Source organism: Bacteroides sp. OM08-11, assembly GCF_003438665.1.
In the GTDB taxonomy this organism is placed as follows: domain Bacteria; phylum Bacteroidota; class Bacteroidia; order Bacteroidales; family Bacteroidaceae; genus Bacteroides; species Bacteroides cutis.
In genome coordinates this window covers 195,415-217,898 of sequence record NZ_QSTJ01000002.1, presented here as the reverse complement: position 1 = coordinate 217,898, position 22,484 = coordinate 195,415, and the positions used below count along the sequence as shown (strand labels likewise).

Annotated in this window: 17 protein-coding genes; 16 read left to right on the top strand and 1 reads right to left on the bottom strand. The window is 47.3% G+C overall.

From position 1 onward, the window contains the following. Positions 1-4: 4 nt before the first annotated feature. Complete coding sequence (locus DXC10_RS04700) at positions 5-727, bottom strand: S24 family peptidase (protein ID WP_187120665.1); 723 nt, start codon at positions 725-727, stop codon at positions 5-7. 746 nt (positions 728-1,473) lie between these two features. Here DXC10_RS04700 and DXC10_RS04695 point away from each other — a divergent pair. From DXC10_RS04695 to DXC10_RS04625, 16 genes are all read left to right on the top strand, one after another. Beyond that, positions 1,474-4,446, top strand: coding sequence for a SpvB/TcaC N-terminal domain-containing protein (locus DXC10_RS04695; protein ID WP_117737415.1), 2,973 nt, complete (start codon positions 1,474-1,476; stop codon positions 4,444-4,446). Then, the gene (locus tag DXC10_RS04690) at positions 4,430-8,005 is read left to right on the top strand and encodes an RHS repeat domain-containing protein (RefSeq protein WP_233519875.1); all 3,576 of its coding nucleotides are present in this window, start codon (positions 4,430-4,432) and stop codon (positions 8,003-8,005) included. The genes DXC10_RS04695 and DXC10_RS04690 overlap by 17 nt, the downstream gene beginning before the upstream one ends. 259 nt (positions 8,006-8,264) lie before the next feature. Next, positions 8,265-8,441 (top strand): hypothetical protein, encoded by a 177-nt coding sequence (locus DXC10_RS16285; protein ID WP_158557816.1) that lies wholly within the window; start codon positions 8,265-8,267, stop codon positions 8,439-8,441. A gap of 182 nt (positions 8,442-8,623) precedes the next feature. Continuing rightward, positions 8,624-10,534 (top strand): 1-deoxy-D-xylulose-5-phosphate synthase, encoded by a 1,911-nt coding sequence (gene dxs, locus DXC10_RS04685; protein ID WP_101544491.1) that lies wholly within the window; start codon positions 8,624-8,626, stop codon positions 10,532-10,534. Beyond that, the gene (trkA, locus tag DXC10_RS04680; RefSeq protein WP_117737534.1) at positions 10,531-11,871 is read left to right on the top strand and encodes a Trk system potassium transporter TrkA; all 1,341 of its coding nucleotides are present in this window, start codon (positions 10,531-10,533) and stop codon (positions 11,869-11,871) included. Before dxs ends, trkA begins: the two co-directional genes overlap by 4 nt. Before the next feature lie 13 nt (positions 11,872-11,884). Continuing rightward, complete coding sequence (locus tag DXC10_RS04675; protein ID WP_117737414.1) at positions 11,885-13,336, top strand: TrkH family potassium uptake protein; 1,452 nt, start codon at positions 11,885-11,887, stop codon at positions 13,334-13,336. Positions 13,337-13,438: 102 nt separating this feature from the next. Beyond that, entirely contained in the window at positions 13,439-13,813 is a 375-nt protein-coding gene (locus tag DXC10_RS04670; protein ID WP_101544487.1) for a hypothetical protein, read from the top strand. Between the two features lie 99 nt (positions 13,814-13,912). Further along, positions 13,913-14,263, top strand: coding sequence for an NADH-quinone oxidoreductase subunit A (locus DXC10_RS04665; RefSeq protein WP_101544484.1), 351 nt, complete (start codon positions 13,913-13,915; stop codon positions 14,261-14,263). Then, on the top strand, positions 14,254-14,847 hold the full coding sequence (locus DXC10_RS04660) for an NADH-quinone oxidoreductase subunit B (protein ID WP_101544482.1): 594 nt from the start codon (positions 14,254-14,256) through the stop codon (positions 14,845-14,847). Before DXC10_RS04665 ends, DXC10_RS04660 begins: the two co-directional genes overlap by 10 nt. Positions 14,848-14,852: 5 nt before the next feature. Then, positions 14,853-16,442, top strand: a complete 1,590-nt coding sequence (locus DXC10_RS04655; RefSeq protein ID WP_117737413.1) for an NADH-quinone oxidoreductase subunit D — start codon at positions 14,853-14,855, stop codon at positions 16,440-16,442. A gap of 1 nt (position 16,443) precedes the next feature. Next, a complete protein-coding gene (nuoH, locus tag DXC10_RS04650) occupies positions 16,444-17,520 on the top strand; it encodes an NADH-quinone oxidoreductase subunit NuoH (protein ID WP_101544478.1) in 1,077 nt (358 codons plus the stop codon). Positions 17,521-17,571: 51 nt separating this feature from the next. Continuing rightward, entirely contained in the window at positions 17,572-18,045 is a 474-nt protein-coding gene (locus DXC10_RS04645; RefSeq protein WP_101544475.1) for a 4Fe-4S dicluster domain-containing protein, read from the top strand. A gap of 42 nt (positions 18,046-18,087) precedes the next feature. Next, positions 18,088-18,600 (top strand): NADH-quinone oxidoreductase subunit J, encoded by a 513-nt coding sequence (locus DXC10_RS04640; RefSeq protein ID WP_101544472.1) that lies wholly within the window; start codon positions 18,088-18,090, stop codon positions 18,598-18,600. A 30-nt stretch (positions 18,601-18,630) separates the two neighbouring features. After that, positions 18,631-18,939, top strand: coding sequence for an NADH-quinone oxidoreductase subunit NuoK (nuoK, locus tag DXC10_RS04635; RefSeq protein ID WP_101544470.1), 309 nt, complete (start codon positions 18,631-18,633; stop codon positions 18,937-18,939). 64 nt (positions 18,940-19,003) lie between these two features. Then, positions 19,004-20,923 carry an NADH-quinone oxidoreductase subunit L gene (gene nuoL, locus DXC10_RS04630; RefSeq protein ID WP_117737412.1) on the top strand — a complete coding sequence of 640 codons (1,920 nt, stop codon included), beginning with the start codon at positions 19,004-19,006 and terminating at the stop codon, positions 20,921-20,923. 52 nt (positions 20,924-20,975) lie between these two features. Further along, positions 20,976-22,460 carry a NuoM family protein gene (locus DXC10_RS04625; protein ID WP_101544466.1) on the top strand — a complete coding sequence of 495 codons (1,485 nt, stop codon included), beginning with the start codon at positions 20,976-20,978 and terminating at the stop codon, positions 22,458-22,460. Positions 22,461-22,484: the final 24 nt, after the last annotated feature.

Sequence of the window (22,484 nt, the reverse complement as noted above, 5' to 3'; positions counted from 1 at the left end):
CCCGTTACATCATCATATTCTTTCTAATCGAGAACTTAACAATAGCCATCGCATTGATAGCCGCCAGCGGCACATCCATCGGCTCGTGGTGCGGGTTGTAGCTCACCAGCTTCAGGCAACCTTCCTTGTCCGAACGGTTCACATATTTTACCGCCAGATACTCATCACCATCGATGACGAATGAAACCAGATACATTTCGCCATAAATGACATGGCTGAAACTGTTTATCTCCTTGAACCCCACGATATCGCCCGATTTCAGTATGGGATACATACTGTCCCCGCTGATGTATAGCGCGCCATCGCATACCGGAATGCTCGGTATCTGTATCCTCCCCACCACATACTGCCGTTTATCCGCCAGCAAGGTTTTCAGGTTGGCGGCGGCGGTGATGTCGTAAAGCGCCACACTACGGTCATCCACAACCTCTGGTGTTTTAGGATTGTGGAGTATTTCTACTTCACCCTGTGCCCACTCGTCTCCACACTGCTTCTGCTTGTGTGCCGGACTTCCCTTACCTGTGAGCAACCAGTTGTAGTCCACCTCTTTCAGCCGCTCCAGCAACAGTGGAAAGTCTATACTATTACGTGCAATCCAGTTACTCAGGGTAGAACGGGATACTCCCAGATAGGAGGCCAAGGCAGCATCAGTCTTCAAGTCGAGCACTCTCTTGGCACGCCCTACGATTTCCGACACATTGAACAATAAATCTATTTTTTTTTCCATAGACACAAGTTATGTAATATTTTATTATACTGCAATGTTTATCATTGTATAACTTTGACTCATTTACCTCATTTCCACTCAATTATGAACGATTTTTAAACATCAGCGGCACAATCCGTTTCTTACTTGAAAACGCATCTATCTTTAATGTGACAAACGTACGCAAATTGTTTCTAAAACACAAATAATTAAAGCTAATAATTATAAAGTGAGGGAACTATAGATACGCCACGAGGAAACTATAGACCTGTCGCGAGGGATATATAGATGCCACACGAGGAATATATAGACCTGTCACAAGGGAGCTACAGACGCCTCATTTCATCCTGAAGCGCAAAGACCTCTACCAACAGGCGCAAGATGTAACATTAATGCCCCAAAATGTAACATTAACATCTCAAAATGTAACATCCGGTACACATAGCATAGCATAGAATAGCATAGCATAGAATACTCCCTCCTCAATAGTTCCCCCGAAACCGGAGGAACTCAAGACACAGGCTGTCCGCAGCCTGTGGATGAAAAGGGAGATTTTTCGATACGGAAAGATATGTCGACCGGGGAAGTACCTATTGAGCCTGTGCAGGAGCAGGCAAATAACCGGCTATTTATCAAAACACATTTCGTGAACAAAAACAGTGGTTTTAATTTTCACGCACCACATGCAAGCCTTACATTTGCATCGTGATTAAGCTTAAAACACAAAAACAAAACTATTTTATCAACCGATTTAACACAATTCACACATGAAAAAACTCAATTTTAAAACAATGGCAGCCTGCCTGCTCCTGGTTTGCGGCATGCCATGTCCCGTGTCCGGGCAGTCCGTCCCGGGCAGTTACGACATCGCCGCACGTTCCCAATCATTCTGTCCGGCTTCCAGGCAAGCCTCGGAGCTGTTCTGCAAAAAGCCGGAGGCTATGGATTACTCCACCGGACGAGCCACGATACGCATACCGGTTTACACCATCCGTACAGCTTCGTTCACTCTCCCCATCTCGCTTTCCTACACCACCGGAGGGATAAAAGCCGAACAGAAAAACGGGCCGGTGGCACTGGGATGGACGCTGGAAGCGGAACCCGTCATCAGCCGTGAGGTGCGCGGATTGCCCGACGAACGATCGTTCCTGTACGACAAGTCAAACCTGACCCGCCTGCCCGATATCTATAAGGCAAGGATAGGACAGGGAACCTGCGACGTGCTTGAAGACATTTTCCACATGAAGCTCATCGACGCATCGGCCGACTTTGTGCTGCAACAAGCCGACAGCCACCAGTTCATCCCCCGGCTGTTTCACCGTCCGGAACTGAAAGTGTCATTGGGCGAAAGCGAAACCAAGGTCAACGACAGTTTCAACAACCAGCTGAGGGTTATCGATGGAACCGGAAACAAGTACCTTTTCGGGCAAGATGCCAACGCGAGGGAGGAAACGAGCCTCGTAAACTCCTATTCCGCACAAACGGCCTGGAAAGCTTCCGAGATCACTTCGCCCGATGGCGACAGGATAAGTTTCAGCTATTACACCGACCTGCCGGACGAGGTTTACAAGGGTGCTTACGACTATTACGCCACGGAAGACAATTATCCCGACTACCATGTGCCGTCACCGGGGACACCTCCCCACCCGGGCTACTGGGCGGGAGTGAACGGACAAGAAAACTACTATTACATGAACGGGACAACCATACAGCCCGGCGGGACCCCGAAGCCGGTTTTTGAGAAGTGGGGGGGCGTGGGTAACCGCAGCTACTTCGGGGCGGTGGCCACGGTAAAGGTGCGCCCGATAAAGGGTATCGCTTTCAGTGGCGGCACGGTGAGTTTCTCTTATTCTTCCACCGGAAACTGCCTGGAAAAAATCCTGGTGAAAGATACCCAAGGGAATGTAGTGCGCAGCGTTACCCTGATACAGAAAAAGGCCGGTCATGGCAGGATCCTGCTTGAAGCGCTGAAAATAGCCGACGGTGACGGCAATACGGTCGAAACGTACAAGATGAACTATTTCGGGGGAGATTATGACCCTGCCACCAAAGCCGTTGACTACTGGGGATATTATAACGGGAAAAGCGGCAATACGGATTTTGTACCGAGACAGACGGTGAGTATCACCAACAACCGGCAGACGTACTCGTTCACGATAGGCGGCGCCGACAAAAGCGGCGACCTGTACAGTGCCAGAATCCATACCCTGTCGGACATCACCTATCCTGCGGGCGGAAAAACGGTGTACGCCTATGGACTGAGCCGCATTCCCGCCCCGGACAGCGCTTCGGGATATATAGACGGGGGACAACTCCGGATTACGGAAATAACGGACTATCCCGTCGCGGGACATCCCATAAAGCGTGTCTTCAAGTATTATTCGGGCGACAACGAGGAAGGAATCGGAAGTACCCGTTTCCCGATGTGCAACCTGACCTATCGGCAGAAGATGAAGAAGTACTATGTAAGCAGCAACCAGATCGCCCCCGATGTCCGCCCGGTAGACTACACGCTGTACACGCACAGCAATTCGGTGACCCAAGACCAGGACGTGTATTTCGACAAGGTTATGGAGTTTGTAAACCCTCAAGGTTCCCAGCCCGCTCCAGGTTCCGTTCCCGAACTTTCCGCGGAGAGACAAGTCGGCGAATCTACCGTCCATCATTTCGATAACCGTGCGGTGTGGCCCGACTCCTATTATACGAATCCGGACAACTTGCATAACATTGACGAGCCTGTCAACAACAGGGTACTCCTCCAAGCCGGGAAACGCACCGACATCATCAACCACGACCGACAAGCCGGCAGCGTGTCTTCCCTGCCCCGCCATTCTTTCCACGACATCAGTGACTTGCGCAGGCTTTCGTTGATAGAAGGAGCGACGGACGCAATGGTGGCTTCCAGTTCGAAACTCCGTGAACTCTATCAAAACAGCTACAGCCACAGGACAGGAAAGGGTTATACGGTAGTGGATGCGGAGGACGGTTCGCAGACTGTCACGGTTTACGGGAACGACACCGTGCTGACGCGCTCCGTTTCCAAAATCCACGAAAACAGGTATAACCTGATCCGTGAAAGCAAAACGGACAATAGCGACGGGACGTATGACCGGGTGGTGTACACTTATCCGTTCGACCGCTCCAAGACCATAGATGCCGCCATGACCGCCTCCAATGAGCTGTCCACTCCGGTCGAGGCCCGTTATTATTCGGACGGTAATCTGCTGAAAACGGTGCGCTACCGTTATGAACAGGGAGCCGTGAACCGCGGCTACAGCCTGTCGGCGGTGGAAGGAAGCGTGAATGCCGCCAATACCCAGTTCAGGGATGTAGAGACGTATTCGCGTCCTTTGAAATGCGGGCGTCCCTGCCAGGTGACTTCCCGCGACGGGACAATCACCACTTACCTCTGGGGATACGGCGGAAAGGATATCATTGCGGTGGCACACAACCTGTCCCTTTCGGTTTTCGAGACGGCCGGTATCCAACCCGAAACCTTGGCTGCAAGCCACGACATCGGGCAACCGGTTTACGACATCATCGAGCAGGTGCGCAAGGACAACCCGCAAGCGCAGATTACCGCATACCGCTACCGCCCTTTAGTGGGAGTGATACAGGAGACAGCTCCCAACGGAATGTCCACCTACTACGAATATGACTCCCTGGGGCGTCTCACTACAATCAAAGATACTAATAAAACGAACCTTTCAACCATAGAATATCATGAAGTCAATCCATAATAAAACAAACAGCAAACTCTACGGGGCATTGCTCGCCCTGCTGGTGACGTTCCTTTTCCCACTTACGGCGGGAGCGCAAAAGACCTTCACGGAGGACATGTCCCTATCACAACCGGACCGCAACCCGCAGACATTCAACATTCCGGCAGAGTATTCCGCAGTAGACATCACCCTACGGTTCCACATCGACAGGCCCTCCATGTTCGGCCCCGTATTTTTCAGTCCGTCCGCAACCACCGGCAGCTCTTCTTCCTTCCCGTTGGGATATACGGTCAGGCTCTTCAAGATAGCGGACGATGGTGCCCGCCGGGAATATACGTTGAAATACCGGCCGATGACCGGTCGCCCTTGCGGCATGAACGCGTATGTCTCTTCCGGCGATTACATGGCGCAGGTGGCCCTGAAGAATAATACGTCAGCGCATGAACTGCGTTTCACCTTTATTGTCGACAACCTGTTGCCGCCATATTCTCTTGACGTGCCGGCCCCGGCCCCTGTCTACCCCGGCCTTATCCCTTATATACCGGAACCCGATTCCGACCCGTCGTATGCTTCACCGGTGGCAGGCATCACCTCCGGACGGAGTTACATCCGCCGGAAACTGATGCTGGACACCTCGGGAGGATGCCTGGACCGGATACAATACTTCGACGGGCTGGGCCGCCCGGTGCAGACGGTACGGAAAGGCGTGACCCCGGGAGGGAAAGACCTGGTGGATTTCATCGACTACGACAAACGTGGCCGTGCATGGCGGCAATGGAACGCGGTTCCCGTATCGGGAATGAGCGGGGCTTTCATCTCCAACATGCCCGAACAGGCACCGGGCATCTTGGGAGACACCCGCCCGTATTCGGAAACCCTCTACGAAGAATCTCCCTGGGGACGTCCCTTGCTGATGACAGATGCCGGCATTGCCTGGAAGGAACATCCCGTGCAGACGGTGTATACCCTCAACAGGGCTTCCGGGGAATATTCCTGCCGACAGTACAAGGCGGGTAGCGACGGTACCCTCCAAGATGCGGGCATGTACCCATCGGGGACGCTCGAAGCGGTAAAGACCACGGATGAAGACGGCAAGGTGTCGTATACCTTTACCGACAAGCGGCAACGCACGGTGCTGACCCGCCTGAAACAGGGGGATGAAACTTACGACACCTATTATGTATATGATGCGGAAGGCAACCTGGGATTCGTACTCCAGCCGATGTACCAAAGCCATGCCAACCTTAACTTGTATGCTTTCCGGTACGAATACGACGCCATGCAACGCTGTATCAGCAAGAAGCTTCCCGGCGCGGAGCCCGTGGAGTATGAATATGACAGCTGCGACCGCCTTTCTTTCTCGCAGGACGGCAACCAACGTCCGGCGGGCAGATGGACCTACTACCTGTATGACGCTTTCGGAAGGCTGACGGAACAGGGGGAGTGTTCTTCGAAAAACCTTTCCTCAGGCCGCACGGCACATGTGAGGAATTTCTATGACGGCTATGCGGCATTCCGCGAAGCCACGGGCTATGACAGCGCCTTCCACGATGACACTTCGGGTTATGCCCACGGGGCACTGACGGGAAGCGTGACAACCTCCTTCGGAAGTGACACGCCTGTCTTCAAGGCTTACTATTACGACAACAAGGGCCGCACCGTCAAGGTTGTCGAAAGCAATCTGCTGGGCGGTTACGAGACTACCGGTACGGTATATACGCTGACGGACAAGCCGCTCACCGTGACACATACGCATACAGGAAGCGGGAAGCTGACACGGACGGAAACGTATGTCTATACATACGACCATGCCGACCGGCTGAACCGGGTGGAACACACGCTGGACGGTGCGAAGGTGACACTGGTTGCCAACGCGTATGATGAATGGGGACGCCTGTCTTCCAGGACTTTCCACGGCTCTTCCACAAATTCGCTGGCCTATACTTACAACATCCGCGGCTGGTTGACGGAAATCGGCGGAGGGAAGTTTACACAGGACCTGTATTACAATACGGGCAATGGTACGCTCTGCTACAACGGAAATATCAGCAGCATGACCTGGAAAACGGGCAACGAGAGCAACATACGCGGATACAAGTTTGACTACGACGGGGTAAACAGGCTGGCAAGCGCCATGTACGGGGAGACCGCCTCCATCGACAGCAATACCGACCGTTTCACGGAACGCGTGACGGGTTATGACAGCAATGGGAACATCACCGGCTTGCAGCGCTACGGACAGACTTCGGTAGCCGGTTATGGCCTGGTGGACAACCTGTCATTCACCCTGGACGGCAACCGGTTGAACCGTGTGGACGATGCCACGACCGCTTCTGCCTACAACGGCAGCTTTGAGTTCAAGGACGGCGCTTCACAGGCTGGTGAGTACACTTACGACGCAAATGGCAATCTGACGAAAGATTTGAATAAGAATATCATTGATATTCAATATAATGTATTAAATTTGCCAAGTAAGGTCGTGTTCAGTGACGGCAGCGTCATCTCCTATGTTTATGCGGCGGACGGAACAAAGCTGCGCACCGTGCATACAATTGGCGGTGCGGCCACCACAACCGACTATTGCGGGAATGTGGTCTATGAAAACGGTGTTCAGAAGCTGTTGCTGACGGAGACGGGATATGTGACCTTGAACGACAAGAAGTATCATTACTACCTGCAGGACCATCAGGGGAACAACCGGGTGGTGATGAGTCAGGACGGCAGTGTGGAAGAGACGAACCATTACTATCCGTTCGGGGGCGTATTCGCTTCTTCGGGGAATGTACAACCTTACAAGTACAATGGCAAGGAACTGGACACGAAGAAGGGGCTGGACTGGTATGATTACGGGGCAAGGCAGTATGATGCGGCGCTGGGAAGGTTTACGACGGTGGATCCGATGGCAGAGAAGTATTATCCGGAAAGTCCTTATAGCTATTGCGGAAATAATCCGATAATGTTTATTGACCCTGATGGACATATGAAGGTAATCTACAATCCTGACGGGACATATAAAGAGACTACTCATAACAACTGGTTTCATAATACTTTTATTGGCCGTCAAGAATACATTGCTTATAAGGAAGGGAATGTAAGATTGTCAGAGCAGGAATTTTGGAATTGGCAACGAACCGGAAGTTATAGTAGTATTCAAGGTACGGGTAATATGACAAATATTGAGTTTACATTGGATGAACCGGCAAAGGGAGTGGTAGACGGTATAAGCAAATTCATACTTTCCAGTGTTTATTCATTGGTAAATTCGCCTAAGGTTGTATTGACAGGGAGGACTTGGTCAGGAGCATCACAGACTTCGACTGAAACAATGGGAGCGTTTATTGATGTAGTCAGTAATAATATACCATTTTCAAAGATGAGTAAAGTGGGCAATCCGGGTTCATGGTACAAGTTTAAGAAAGCTAATAAACATATACCTGCATTGAAAAGAAAAGGTGTTTATAATGCTGAGGTAAGGAGATATGAAGGGAAAACAAGGAATATAGATATATTCAATAAAGAAAAAAATACAATAGAAACTATTAAGTATACTCATAATCAACAAAACGAGGAGGAATGATGACGCCAGATTTAATTGGAGCATTTATTTGCTGGATATTAAAAGGATGTAGAACTAACTTATTTAAAGATGAATGGAATATTGAAAAAGAAGTTCGAAATAGAATTATTGCATATGTTCTAGCTTTTATTTTATTAATAAGTCTATTCGTTTCTTAACTGTTCACTATTATTGTTTCTTTCGTTACAGCAATGGCTCTTCATCTCTCAGTTTTGAATATCAGAATTTCTAATTCGACAAACTAAATACTCCCTTGCTTATGTCACTGAACATAGGCAAGGGTTTTCATTATTATCCAAAACTATCTATGAGACTTTTCAGTTATCACGCCCTATACGCTGCTACGGAGTGGGTAACGCTTTCAAAAAGATCTGGCAAAGACCGCTTGTATAATGACAGTAACCTGAATTTCTTTACTGAGAAAGTGACGGAGTAATCTTTGATTATAGGATAGGAATTACCCACTTCCTTCAAAGTAAACGTCCTTCTCTCTCACTGTTTCGAAAGCACCAATATTTTTAACTCGAAAAAGCCCGAAGTGAAAGGATTTTATAATGGCTTTTCATCACAATCCATTTTCTTTTGCTATTTTTGCAATTTGTAATGCTCAGATTAGTAATGAAGACTGAAATAACAACATATAACTTGCTAAATTCTATTTCTTATCCTGAAGACCTGCGAAAGCTTAGTGTAGAGCAACTTCCGGAAGTCTGCAATGAATTGCGGCAGGATATTATAAAGGAACTTTCGCGCAACCCTGGACATTTTGCAGCAAGCTTGGGAACAGTAGAGCTGACAGTGGCTTTGCATTATGTTTACAATACTCCTTATGACCGTATCGTATGGGATGTGGGACATCAGGCTTACGGTCATAAGATATTGACCGGACGACGGGAGGCTTTCTCCACCAATCGGAAGTTCAAAGGGATACGTCCCTTCCCTTCCCCTGAAGAAAGCGAATATGATACTTTTACCTGCGGACATGCGTCGAACTCTATTTCAGCAGCGCTCGGTATGGCCGTAGCTGCAGCAAAGAAAGGGGAAGAAGACCGCCATATAGTTGCCATATTGGGCGACGGAAGTATGAGTGGAGGACTGGCGTTCGAGGGGTTGAACAATGTCTCATCTACCCCAAACAATATGCTGATTATCCTTAACGACAACGACATGTCAATAGACCGTAGTGTAGGAGGAATGAAACAATATCTTTTCAACCTCACTACCTCGAACCGTTACAATCAGCTACGTTTCAAGATGTCTAAAGTGTTGTTCAAGATGGGATTACTGAATGAGGAACGCCGGAAAGCCTTGATACGCTTTGCCAACAGCCTGAAGTCTATGGCTGCCCAGCAGCAGAATATATTCGAAGGAATGAATATCCGTTACTTCGGTCCTATCGACGGCCATAATGTAAAAAATCTGGCACGTATCCTACGGGATATCAAAGACTTGAAAGGACCGAAAATCCTACATCTGCATACTACCAAAGGAAAAGGATTTGAACCTGCCGAAAAAGCTCCGGGCATCTGGCATGCTCCCGGTAAATTCAATCCGGAAACGGGTGAACGGATCAAGGCAGACACGACCAACCTGCCCCCACTCTATCAGGAGGTTTTCGGTGAGACATTGGTGGAATTGGCTGAAAAGAACCCGAAGATTATGGGTGTCACTCCTGCCATGCCTACAGGTTGCTCCATGAACATATTAATGAAAGCCATGCCCGATCGTGCTTTCGATGTGGGTATTGCCGAAGGACATGCAGCCACTTTCTCAGGCGGTATGGCAAAGGAAGGATTGCAGCCGTTCTGCAATATCTATTCTTCTTTTATGCAACGGGCATACGATAATGTGATACATGACATTGCATTGCTTCGTTTACCCGTTGTGCTCTGCCTGGACCGTGCCGGACTGGTAGGTGAAGACGGACCGACACATCATGGCGTATTCGACTTGGCATATTTCCGTCCTATTCCTAATATAACTGTATCTTCACCGATGAACGAACATGAACTGCGCCGATTAATGTACACGGCACAACTGCCGGACAAAGGACCGTTTGTCATCCGCTATCCACGCGGACGTGGCGTGCTGGTGGATTGGAAATGTCCGTTGGAAGAAATTCCCGTCGGTAAAGGACGAAAGTTAAAAGACGGTAAAGATATCGCTGTCATAACCCTTGGACCAATAGGAAATATCGCTGCCCACGCCATCAAGCGGGCAGAAGAGGAAAAAGGGCTTTCTATTGCACATTATGACCTGCGTTTTCTCAAACCGATGGACGAAGCATTATTGCATGAAGTGGGACGTTCATTCCAACGTATCATTACAGTGGAGGACGGTGTGCTGAAGGGTGGCATGGGAAGTGCCGTGCTCGAGTTTATGGCAGATAACGGTTATACACCACACATACAACGTATCGGCGTGCCTGACAAGTTTATAGAACACGGCTCGATACCGGAATTGTACAGGTTATGCGGAATGAGTGAAGAGGAGATCTTTAATCAATTGATAATGAATAATTGGCAGTGAAAATAATTATTGCTGGTGCCGGCGCAGTAGGCACACACTTGGCTAAACTGTTGTCCCGCGAGAAACAGGATATTATATTGATGGACGACAATGAGGAGAGGTTGAGTACACTTAACTCAAACTTCGACCTGATGACTGTCACCGCATCACCAACTTCTATCAAAGGGTTGAAAGAAGTAAATGCAGGTGAAGCAGATTTGTTTATCGCAGTTACTCCTGACGAAAGCCGGAATATGACTGCATGCATGTTGGCAACCAACCTTGGTGCACAGAAAACCGTTGCACGTATTGATAATTACGAATATTTATTGCCGAAAAACAAAGAGTTTTTCCAGAAATTGGGCGTAGATTCACTGATTTATCCGGAGATGCTCGCCGCTAAAGAAATCGTATCTTCCATTCGTATGAGCTGGGTTCGCCAATGGTGGGAATTCTGCGGTGGAGCACTGATACTGATAGGTGCCAAAATGCGTGAAAAGGCAGAGATACTGAATATTCCCTTACATCAATTGGGCGGACCGGAGTTGCCTTATCACGTAGTTGCCATCAAGCGCGGTAATGAAACGCTTATTCCACGAGGTGACGATACAATTAAACTACATGACATCGTTTACTTCACAACCACCCGCAAATATGTGCCGTATATCCGGAAAATTGCCGGAAAGGAGGATTATGCCGATGTACGTAATGTGATGATCATGGGAGGAAGCCGTATCGCCGTACGTACCGCACAATATGTTCCCGACTACATGCAGGTAAAGATTGTAGACAATGATATGAACCGTTGTAACCGACTGACAGAGCTATTGGACGATAGAACCATGATTATCAACGGAGACGGACGGGATATGGATTTGCTTGTGGAAGAAGGTCTGAAGAATACGGAAGCTTTCGTTGCACTGACCGGTAATTCGGAAACAAATATCCTCGCCTGCCTGGCAGCTAAACGCATGGGCGTCAGCAAGACGGTAGCAGAAGTAGAAAACATAGACTATATCGGTATGGCCGAAAGTCTCGACATCGGTACGGTTATCAACAAAAAGATGATAGCCGCCAGCCACATCTATCAAATGATGCTGGATGCTGACGTAAGTAATGTAAAATGCCTGACTTTTGCCAATGCCGATGTTGCGGAATTTACCGTGAAAGCCGGATCCAAAATCACCAAGCACCCGGTAAAAGACCTGGGATTGCCTAAAGGAACTACTATCGGAGGACTTATCCGCAATGGAGAGGGTGTGGTAGTAATGGGTAATACACAAATACAAGCGAACGACCACGTAGTAGTATTCTGCTTGAACATGATGATTAAGAAAATCGAAAAATACTTCAATTAATTGAGAATAAAAATTGATTAACTTTAAAACGATCATACGGATAATCGGTATTCTACTGTTATTGGAAACAGTCATGTTACTTTGTTGTTCCGGCGTATCCTACTATTACGGCGAGAACGACTTGCTTGACTTCTGGAAATCCGGGGGGATCACGGCAGGCATAGGTTTATTGTTGGTAATAGCAGGTAAAGGAGGCGAACGCCAATTAACCCGTCGTGACGGATATGTACTGGTGAGTTTAGCTTGGGTCGCTTTTTCGCTTTTCGGTATGTTGCCATTCTACATCAGCGGATATATTCCAAGCGTCACAGATGCTTTTTTTGAAACGATGTCCGGCTTTACAAGTACGGGAGCCACCATACTTGACAATATAGAATCTTTACCGCACGGACTACTCTTCTGGCGCAGTATGACGCAGTGGATAGGCGGACTGGGAATTATCATGTTCACCATCGCCGTACTTCCCATTTTCGGTGTAAGCGGTCTGCAGGTATTTGCAGCAGAAGCAAGTGGTCCCACACACGACAAGGTACATCCACGTATCGGTATCACCGCCAAATGGATATGGAGTATCTATGCCGGAATTACATTTATTTTGGTCACCTTGCTGATGATGGGAGGAATGGACTGGTTTGACAGTATCTGTCACGCTTTTGCAACCACCGGTACAGGTGGTTTTTCCACCAAGCAAGCTAGTGTGGCATACTATAACTCCCCCTATATAGAATATGTAATTTCAGCTTTTATGTTTATTTCCGGTATCAACTTCACACTACTGCTGTTCTTCGTCAACCGGAAATTCAAAAAAGTTTTTAATAATGCAGAATTGAAATGGTACTTTTGGTCAGTGGTATGCTTCACCGGACTGATTGCAGTTGTACTCTATTATACAAGTCCCATGGGTACAGAAGAAGCTTTCCGCAAATCATTGTTTCAGGTCATTTCACTGCAAACTTCCACAGGCTTTGCTACAGATGACTATATGTTGTGGACTCCTGTTTTGTGGGGACTACTGACAATAGTAATGATGATGGGTGCTTGTGCCGGCAGTACGACGGGAGGATTGAAATGTATCCGTCTGGTCATCCTTGCCAAAGTATCACAAAATGAATTCAAGCACATATTACACCCTAATGCTGTACTTCCGGTAAGGATAAATAAACAGGTCATATCTCCTTCCATCATATCTACGGTACTGGCATTCTGTTTCCTATACTTAGTGATTATCATCATCAGCATACTGTTGATGATGGGGATGGGCATAGGTTTTCTGGAGTCCGTTGGATGTGTCATATCCAGTATCGGCAATATGGGTCCCGGTTTGGGAGAGACGGGTCCGGCATATTCATGGAGTGCATTGCCCCATGTCGCCAAGTGGTTGTTATCATTCCTCATGCTTCTAGGACGTTTGGAATTGTTCACTGTTTTACTGTTATTTACTCCTGAATTCTGGAAGCGAAATTGATTTAGGATAAAAAGTGTAAAAATAATCATTTTTTGTTATACTGAGATTGCAAAATGAAGGATAGTTGTTATATCTTTGCAGCTCTAAAGAGAAATTAATGGTATGAGACAGTGCATAAAATATTGTATGATTGTCATACTCGCAGCCTTGTTGCATAATAGTGCAATGAATGCCGCGACTTTTTTATGTACTCCGGCAAACAGTAAAACAGAATGTTGCATTTTATCTCAGGCACCTACCGCACAACAAGCTATCCGTAATTTTTATCATCATCTGTCCGTTCTATCTCTGTGTATAGAGCATACAGATACCATCATGCAGGTGCCAAATGATAAAAGTACCACTCTATGTGCTACTTTCATCCGTCTGCAACAACAGCCGCAAGCGCCGGAATGTGATCGTTTGTCATACTTATCCTCTTTTCCCGTACCCGACTCGCATTATTATGTCTTCGGGCTGAGAAAAATTATCATTTAAAACAAATCTCCTATCCAGATTTGGCCGGGCAACAATTCAGAGGTATTGTCATACGGTAAAATAGTTCTATTATATATATCTAAAATCTTATTCAGGTTTATGAACTTTACTTTGTTAGTGGCCGTCTTATTGACGGCAATTGCTTTCGTGGGTATTGTCATCGCTATTTCCAATGCGATAGCTCCCCGTTCGTACAATCCGCAGAAGATGGAGCCGTACGAGTGTGGTATCCCCACACGTGGTAAATCGTGGATGCAATTCCGTGTAGGTTATTATCTGTTTGCCATCCTGTTCCTGATGTTCGAAGTGGAAACGGTATTCTTGTTTCCGTGGGCAGTCATCGCGCGTGAACTGGGAGTAGCCGGACTTTTTAGTATCTTATTTTTCCTGATTATATTGGTTCTGGGCCTTGCATATGCCTGGAGGAAAGGAGCATTGGAATGGAAGTAACAAAGAAACCCAAAATAAAATCTATTCCTTATGAGGAATTTACAGACAACGAGACGTTGGAGAAACTGGTTCGGGAACTTAATGCCGGAGGTGCCAATGTGGCTCTCGGTGTACTGGACGATTTCGTCAACTGGGGACGCAGTAATTCGCTGTGGCCGCTTACCTTTGCAACAAGTTGTTGTGGTATTGAATTTATGGCTCTTGGCGCTGCCCGTTATGACATGGCACGTTTCGGGTTTGAGGTAGCCCGTGCCAGTCCGCGCCAGGCTGACATGATTATGGTGTGCGGAACAATAACCAACAAAATGGCTCCCGTACTGAAACGTCTTTACGACCAGATGGCAGATCCTAAATATGTGATAGCCGTAGGTGGATGTGCCGTCAGCGGAGGTCCGTTCAAGAAGTCCTACCATGTAGTGAACGGAGTTGACAAAATATTGCCGGTGGATGTTTATATCCCCGGATGCCCTCCTCGTCCGGAAGCCTTCTATTATGGCATGATGCAATTACAACGTAAAGTGAAGGTTGAGAACTACTTTGGCGGAGTGAACAGGCAAGAAGAGAAATCGAAAGAAGAAGAATAATCAATATGGAAATAAGATATATAGAACCCGCAGTCTTGCACGACGAAATGCTGCGCCTGCGGAAAGAAGAGCAAATGGACTTTCTGGAATGTCTCAGCGGTATGGACTGGGGAATACCGGAAGAGGGCGATGCTCCCGATAAAGTTCGTGGACTCGGTGTCGTTTATCTGTTGGAATCAACAGCCACCGGTAAAAGAGCTTCAGTATGCACTGCCACCTTGAACCGTGAACATCCCGAACTGCCCTCTGTCAGCGATATATGGAAAGCGGCAGACTTCAACGAACGTGAAGTGTATGATTTCTATGGTATTGTATTCATCGGTCATCCCGATATGCGCCGTCTCTATCTTCGTAACGACTGGGTAGGATATCCGATGCGTAAAGACGATGATCCAGAAGTAGAAAATCCCTTGCGCATGGACAACGAGGAAACCATCGATACGACTACCGAACTTGAGTTGAATCCCGACGGAACCGTCAAGAACAAGGAACTGATGCTTTTCGGCGACGACGAGTATGTGGTCAATATCGGTCCTCAGCACCCTGCAACCCACGGTGTCATGCGCTTTCGCGTATCACTGGAGGGAGAAATCATCGAAAAGATAGACGCCAATTGTGGTTATATCCACCGCGGCATAGAAAAAATGTGCGAAAGCCTCACTTACCCGCAGACTCTTGCCCTGACCGACCGTCTGGACTATTTAGGTGCACACCAAAACCGCCATGCACTGTGCATGTGCATCGAAAAGGCTATGGGTATAGAAGTGAGCGAACGTGTACAATACATTCGTACCATTATGGACGAGTTGCAACGTATCGATTCCCACTTGTTGTTTTACTCTTGTCTTGCGATGGATCTTGGTGCACTGACAGCTTTCTTCTACGGTTTCCGTGACCGTGAAAAAATTCTCGACATCTTTGAAGAAACTTGTGGCGGACGTCTCATCATGAACTATAATACCATTGGCGGTGTACAGGCAGACCTTGCTCCCAACTTCCAGAAAAAAGTGAAAGAGTTCATCCCCTACCTACGTGGCATTCTTCACGAATACCACAATGTATTTACCGGCAATATCATTGCACAACAACGTCTGAAAGGTGTAGGTGTACTTTCAAAGGAAGACGCCATCGCTTTCGGGGCTACCGGCGGCACAGGACGTGCCAGCGGTTGGGCATGTGATGTACGCAAACGGATACCATACGGAGTATATAACAAGGTGGACTTCCGCGAAGTAGTCCGCACCGAAGGCGACTCGTGGGGACGTTACCTCGTACGTATGGAGGAAATAGAAGAAAGCTTGAAAATCATTGAGCAACTGATAGACAATATCCCTGAAGGGTCCTATCAGGAGAAGATGAAACCGATTATCCGCGTACCGGAAGGTAGCTATTATGCTGCCGTAGAAGGTAGTCGTGGTGAGTTCGGTGTCTTCCTTGAGAGTCATGGCGACAAGACTCCCTACCGTTTGCACTTCCGCTCAACCGGATTGCCTTTGGTTTCGACCGTAGATACCATTTGCCGTGGAGCCAAGATTGCCGACCTTATCGCCATTGGTGGCACACTGGATTATGTAGTACCTGATATTGATAGATAATATGTTTGACTTTAGTATAGTAACCAACTGGATTCACCAGCTATTGACCTCCATCATGCCGGAAGGTCTGGCCGTATTCCTTGAATGCGTAGTGATAGGCGTATGCATCATCTTGATGTATGCCGTACTCGCCATTATTCTGATTTACATGGAGCGTAAAATATGCGCTTTTTTCCAATGTCGCCTTGGCCCGACGCGCGTCGGGAAATGGGGATTACTCCAAGTTCCTTGCGATGTTATCAAGATGTTGACCAAGGAAATCATCGACCTGAAATTCTCAGACCGTTTTCTCTACAATCTGGCGCCATTCATGGTGATAATCGCCTCATTCCTCACTTTCGCCTGCCTGCCCGTCAACAAAGGGCTCGAAGTATTGGATTTCAACGTAGGCGTATTCTTCCTGCTGGCTGCATCGAGTATCGGTGTGGTAGGTATCTTGCTGGCAGGTTGGAGTTCCAACAACAAATTTTCACTGATTGGCGCCATGCGAAGCGGTGCACAAATTATCAGTTATGAACTGTCCTGCGGATTAAGTATATTGACGATGGTTGTCCTGATGGGAACCATGCAGTTCTCCGAAATCGTAGCGGGACAAGCTGACGGCTGGTTCATTTTCAAAGGACACATCCCGGCATTAATAGCTTTCATTATCTACCTGATTGCAGGTAATGCGGAAACCAACCGTGGGCCTTTCGACTTACCCGAAGCGGAAAGTGAGTTAACTGCCGGATACCACACGGAATATTCCGGTATGGGTTTTGGTTTCTTCTATCTGGCAGAATATCTGAACTTATTTATCGTGGCAAGCGTAGCCGCCACCATTTTTCTGGGTGGTTGGATGCCATTCCATATTGTAGGACTTGACGGTTTCAACGCCGTAATGGACTATATACCTGGTTTCGTCTGGTTCTTTGGTAAAGCATTTTTCGTAGTATTCCTGCTAATGTGGATAAAGTGGACATTTCCCCGTCTGCGTATCGACCAGATTTTGAATTTAGAATGGAAATATCTCGTACCTATCTCAATGATAAATCTGATATTGATGGTATTAATCGTAGTCTTCGGACTTCATTTTTAACCGGCGCAGCACCTTTCCCCCTGCGAACAATTTCAAAAAAAGACTAAAGCAATGAAAGAAAAAGAACATAATTCATACATCGGCAGCCTTGTACATGGCATCTGTTCTCTACTTACAGGTATGAAAACTACCATGACCGTTTTTCTGCGCAAGAAAACAACCGAACAATATCCGGAAAACCGCAAGACACTGAAACTATCCGACCGTTTCCGTGGAACGTTGACGATGCCCCATAACGACAAGAACGAACATCACTGCATAGCCTGCGGATTGTGCCAGATGGCCTGCCCTAATGACACGATACGTGTCATTAGTGAAATGGTGGAAACCGAAGATGGCAAGAAAAAGAAAATACTGGCAAAGTATGAATACGACCTTGGCTCATGTATTTTCTGCCAGTTGTGCGTCAATGCCTGTCCCCACAATGCCATCACTTTCGACCAGAATTTTGAACACGCCGTGTTCGACCGTTCCAAACTGGTGTTGACGTTGAACCATCCAGGCAGTCATGTAATGAGTAAATAAGATTTCGGCTAAAACGAAATATAAAATAATAACATAATCATTATGGAAATAAATCTTGAAACAGTAGTATTCTACTTCCTCGCGGCTTTTATCACCATATTTTCAATCTTGACGGTGACTACCAGCCGTATGGTGCGCTCGGCTACGTATCTGCTGTTCGTACTCTTTGGTACAGCAGGCATCTACTTCCTGCTGGGTTATACGTTCCTCGGTTCCGTACAAATCATGGTCTATGCCGGAGGTATTGTTGTCCTCTACGTCTTCTCCATCCTATTGACCAGTGGCGAAGGTGACCGTGCAGGAAAGCTGAAACGTAGTAAATTCCTTGCCGGACTAGGAGCCACAGTGGGTGGAGCCATCATCGTATTGTTTATCACATTGAAGCATAAGTTCATCACTACCACAGATTTGGCACCGCTGGAAATCAATATCAAAACCATTGGACACCAAATGTTGAGTGGCGACAAGTATGGCTACCTGCTGCCTTTCGAGGCTGTAAGTATCCTTTTGTTGGCATGTATCGTGGGGGGACTGCTGATTGCTCGAAAACGTTAATCATCAATCACTAAACATTAATCACTGATTATGATACACATGGAATATTATCTGATAGTTTCGGCTATCATGTTCTTCGCCGGTATCTACGGGTTCTTCACCCGTCGCAACACGTTGGCGATATTGATTTCAATTGAGTTGATATTGAATGCTACGGATATCAACTTTGCGGTATTCAACCGTTTCCTGTTTCCGGATGGACTTGAAGGATATTTCTTCTCACTGTTTTCCATCGCTATTTCGGCGGCAGAAACAGCAGTGGCTATTGCCATTATGATTAATATTTATCGCAATATCCGTAGCATCCAGGTGAACAAGCTGGATGAGTTGAAATTTTAATTAATGGATAATTGACTTATTTATCAATTATCAGTTTTTCAATTATCAATCATCAATTAAACAAATGGAATATACAATTCTAATCCTTCTTCTTCCTTTCCTCTCCTTCCTTGCACTGGGGCTGGGAGGTAAATGGATGTCTCATCGTATAGCCGGAACCATCGGTACCGCAGTGTTGGGCGTGGTAGTATTGCTCTCTTATATCACTGCGTGGCTGTACTTCAGTGCACCGCGCCTGGCAGACGGTACGTATGAGACACTGGTCCCTTACAATATTACCTGGTTGCCTTTCACTTCGTCGCTCAGCATCGATATGGGCATTCTGCTCGACCCGATTTCAGTGATGATGCTGATTGTCATCAGTACCGTATCTTTCATGGTACACCTCTACTCTTTTGGATACATGAAAGGTGAACGAGGTTTCCAACGTTATTATGCTTTTCTCTCGTTGTTCACCATGTCCATGTTGGGGCTGGTAGTAGCGACCAACATCTTCCAAATGTATCTGTTCTGGGAACTGGTGGGCGTTTCATCTTATCTGCTGATCGGATTCTATTATACGAAACCGGCAGCCATTGCCGCTTCAAAGAAAGCATTCATTGTAACCCGTTTTGCCGACTTGGGCTTCCTGATAGGTATCCTCGTTTATGGCTATTATGCCGGAACCTATACTTTCCATCCCGCTGAAATGGCAATATTGAAAGGCGGTGCTGCCATGATTCCACTAGCGTTGGGATTGATGTTTATCGGTGGTGCCGGAAAGAGTGCTATGTTTCCGCTACACATCTGGTTACCAGATGCAATGGAAGGTCCTACTCCTGTCAGCGCACTGATTCATGCCGCTACCATGGTAGTAGCAGGTGTATATCTGGTTGCCCGTATGTTCCCACTGTTCATTGAATATGCTCCTTCGGTGTTACATCTGGTGGCATACGTAGGTGCGTTCACGGCATTCTATGCAGCAAGTGTGGCTTGTGTACAAAGTGACATCAAACGTGTACTGGCCTTCTCCACGATTTCCCAAATCGGTTTTATGATGGTGGCGCTGGGTGTTTGCACATCAATGAATCCGCACGAAGGGGGATTGGGCTATATGGCAAGTATGTTCCACCTCTTTACGCATGCCATGTTCAAGGCATTACTGTTCCTCGGCGCAGGCAGTATCATCCACGCAGTACACAGTAATGAAATGTCTGCCATGGGAGGACTTCGTAAGTATATGCCTATCACGCACATTACTTTCCTTATTGCATGTCTGGCCATCGCCGGTATCCCTCCGTTCTCAGGTTTCTTCTCCAAAGACGAAATCCTGACTGCCTGCTTCCAGTTCAGTCCGGCCATGGGCTGGATAATGACTGCAATTGCCGCTATGACAGCTTTCTATATGTTCCGCCTTTATTATGGCATATTCTGGTCCGGTTCACAACCCGGTATAGCGATGGGACAAGAGTCGGCAAACAATGAGAGCCACAGCCATACCCCTCATGAGTCTCCGTTGACAATGACTATCCCGTTGATGTTCCTAGCTCTAGTCACAGTAGTTGCCGGTTTCATTCCGTTCGGTGAATTTATTTCCTCCAACGGTACGGCATACGAGATACATCTTGATTGGAAGGTAGCAGGTACAAGCATTGCCATAGCCGTAATCTCTATCGCGATTGCCACCTATATGTATGCAAGTAGTCATCATCCGCTTGCCAATGCGTTGGCGCGTCGTTTCCACGGCTTGTGGAAAGCCGCATACCATCGTTTCTATATCGATGAAGTTTATCAGTTCATCACCCACCGTATCATCTTCGGTTGCATCAGCCGCCCCATCGCCTGGTGGGATCGTCATGTGGTGGATGGTTTCTTCAACTTCCTCGCATGGAGCGCCAATGTTACCAGCGAAGAAATACGTGGTTTGCAAAGCGGACGGATACAACAATACACGTTTGTATTCCTGTTGGGTACACTTGCTTTGATATTGCTTCTGCTGCTATAAACCAGAGATTTTTCAATCGTAAATAGTAAATCGTAAAATCGTAAATATAGATATGAACTTTTTAAGTATTTTCGTACTCATCCCCTTGCTGATGCTTCTCGGTCTCTGGCTCAGCCGTAACATCGCACAGATACGTGCGGTGATGGTAGCCGGAGCTTCTGCCCTGCTTCTATCAGCTATCGGACTTACCATTATTTATCTGCAAACCCGTCATGGCGGTGCAACGGATGAAATGTTGTTCCGTGCAGAAACAGTTTGGTATCCGGCACTTAATATCCACTATTCCGTAGGTGTAGACGGTATATCGGTAGCCATGTTGCTACTCTCGGCTATCATCGTATTTACCGGCACATTTGCCTCTTGGCGGTTGCAACCGTTGACTAAAGAATACTTCCTTTGGTTCACACTGCTTTCCATGGGAGTATTCGGTTTCTTTATTTCCACCGATTTGTTCACGATGTTCATGTTCTACGAAGTAGCTCTCATCCCTATGTATCTGCTTATCGGCGTATGGGGTTCGGGACGTAAGGAATATTCCGCCATGAAGCTGACACTGATGTTGATGGGTGGTTCCGCCTTTCTGCTCATCGGTATACTGGGTATTTACTACGGCAGCGGCGGTACCACAATGAACCTGTTGGAAATAGCCAAACTTCACAATATCCCCATCGAGCAACAACGCATCTGGTTTCCGCTCACCTTCCTCGGTTTTGGTGTACTGGGCGCCTTATTTCCATTCCACACATGGAGCCCCGACGGTCATGCCTCCGCACCTACTGCGGTATCTATGCTCCATGCCGGTGTACTGATGAAGCTGGGAGGTTACGGATGTTTCCGCATCGCTATGTATCTGATGCCCGAAGCTACACAAGAATTAGGTTGGATATTTCTAATTCTTACAGGTATCTCCGTAGTTTATGGTGCATTCTCGGCTTGTGTACAGACGGACTTGAAATACATTAACGCCTACTCTTCAGTATCACACTGTGGACTGGTACTCTTCGCCATCCTGATGATGAACCAAACGGCCGCCACGGGTGCCGTACTGCAAATGCTCAGCCACGGATTGATGACCGCCTTGTTTTTTGCCCTTATCGGTATGATTTACGGCCGTACCCATACGCGTGATGTTCGCGAACTTAGTGGTCTGATGAAGATCATGCCTTTCCTGGCTGTCTGTTACGTTATCGCCGGTCTTGCCAACCTCGGTTTGCCGGGACTCAGCGGTTTCGTTGCCGAAATGACCATTTTCAACGGTGCCTTTCAACATCCCGATATATTCCACCGCACATGGACCATCATCGCTTGTACAAGTATCGTCATTACTGCTGTCTATATTCTCCGCCTTGTCGGTAAAATTCTTTACGGTACTTGTACCAATAAGCATCACTTGACTCTGACTGATGCCACATGGGATGAACGTACAGCCGTCATCATCCTTATCGCCTGTGTTGCCGGTCTCGGTCTTGCTCCATTATGGATCAGCCGGATGATTGGAGAAAGTGTATTGCCAGTAACCAATTTATTTCAATTGTAAATCGTCAAATCGTAAATAAAACAA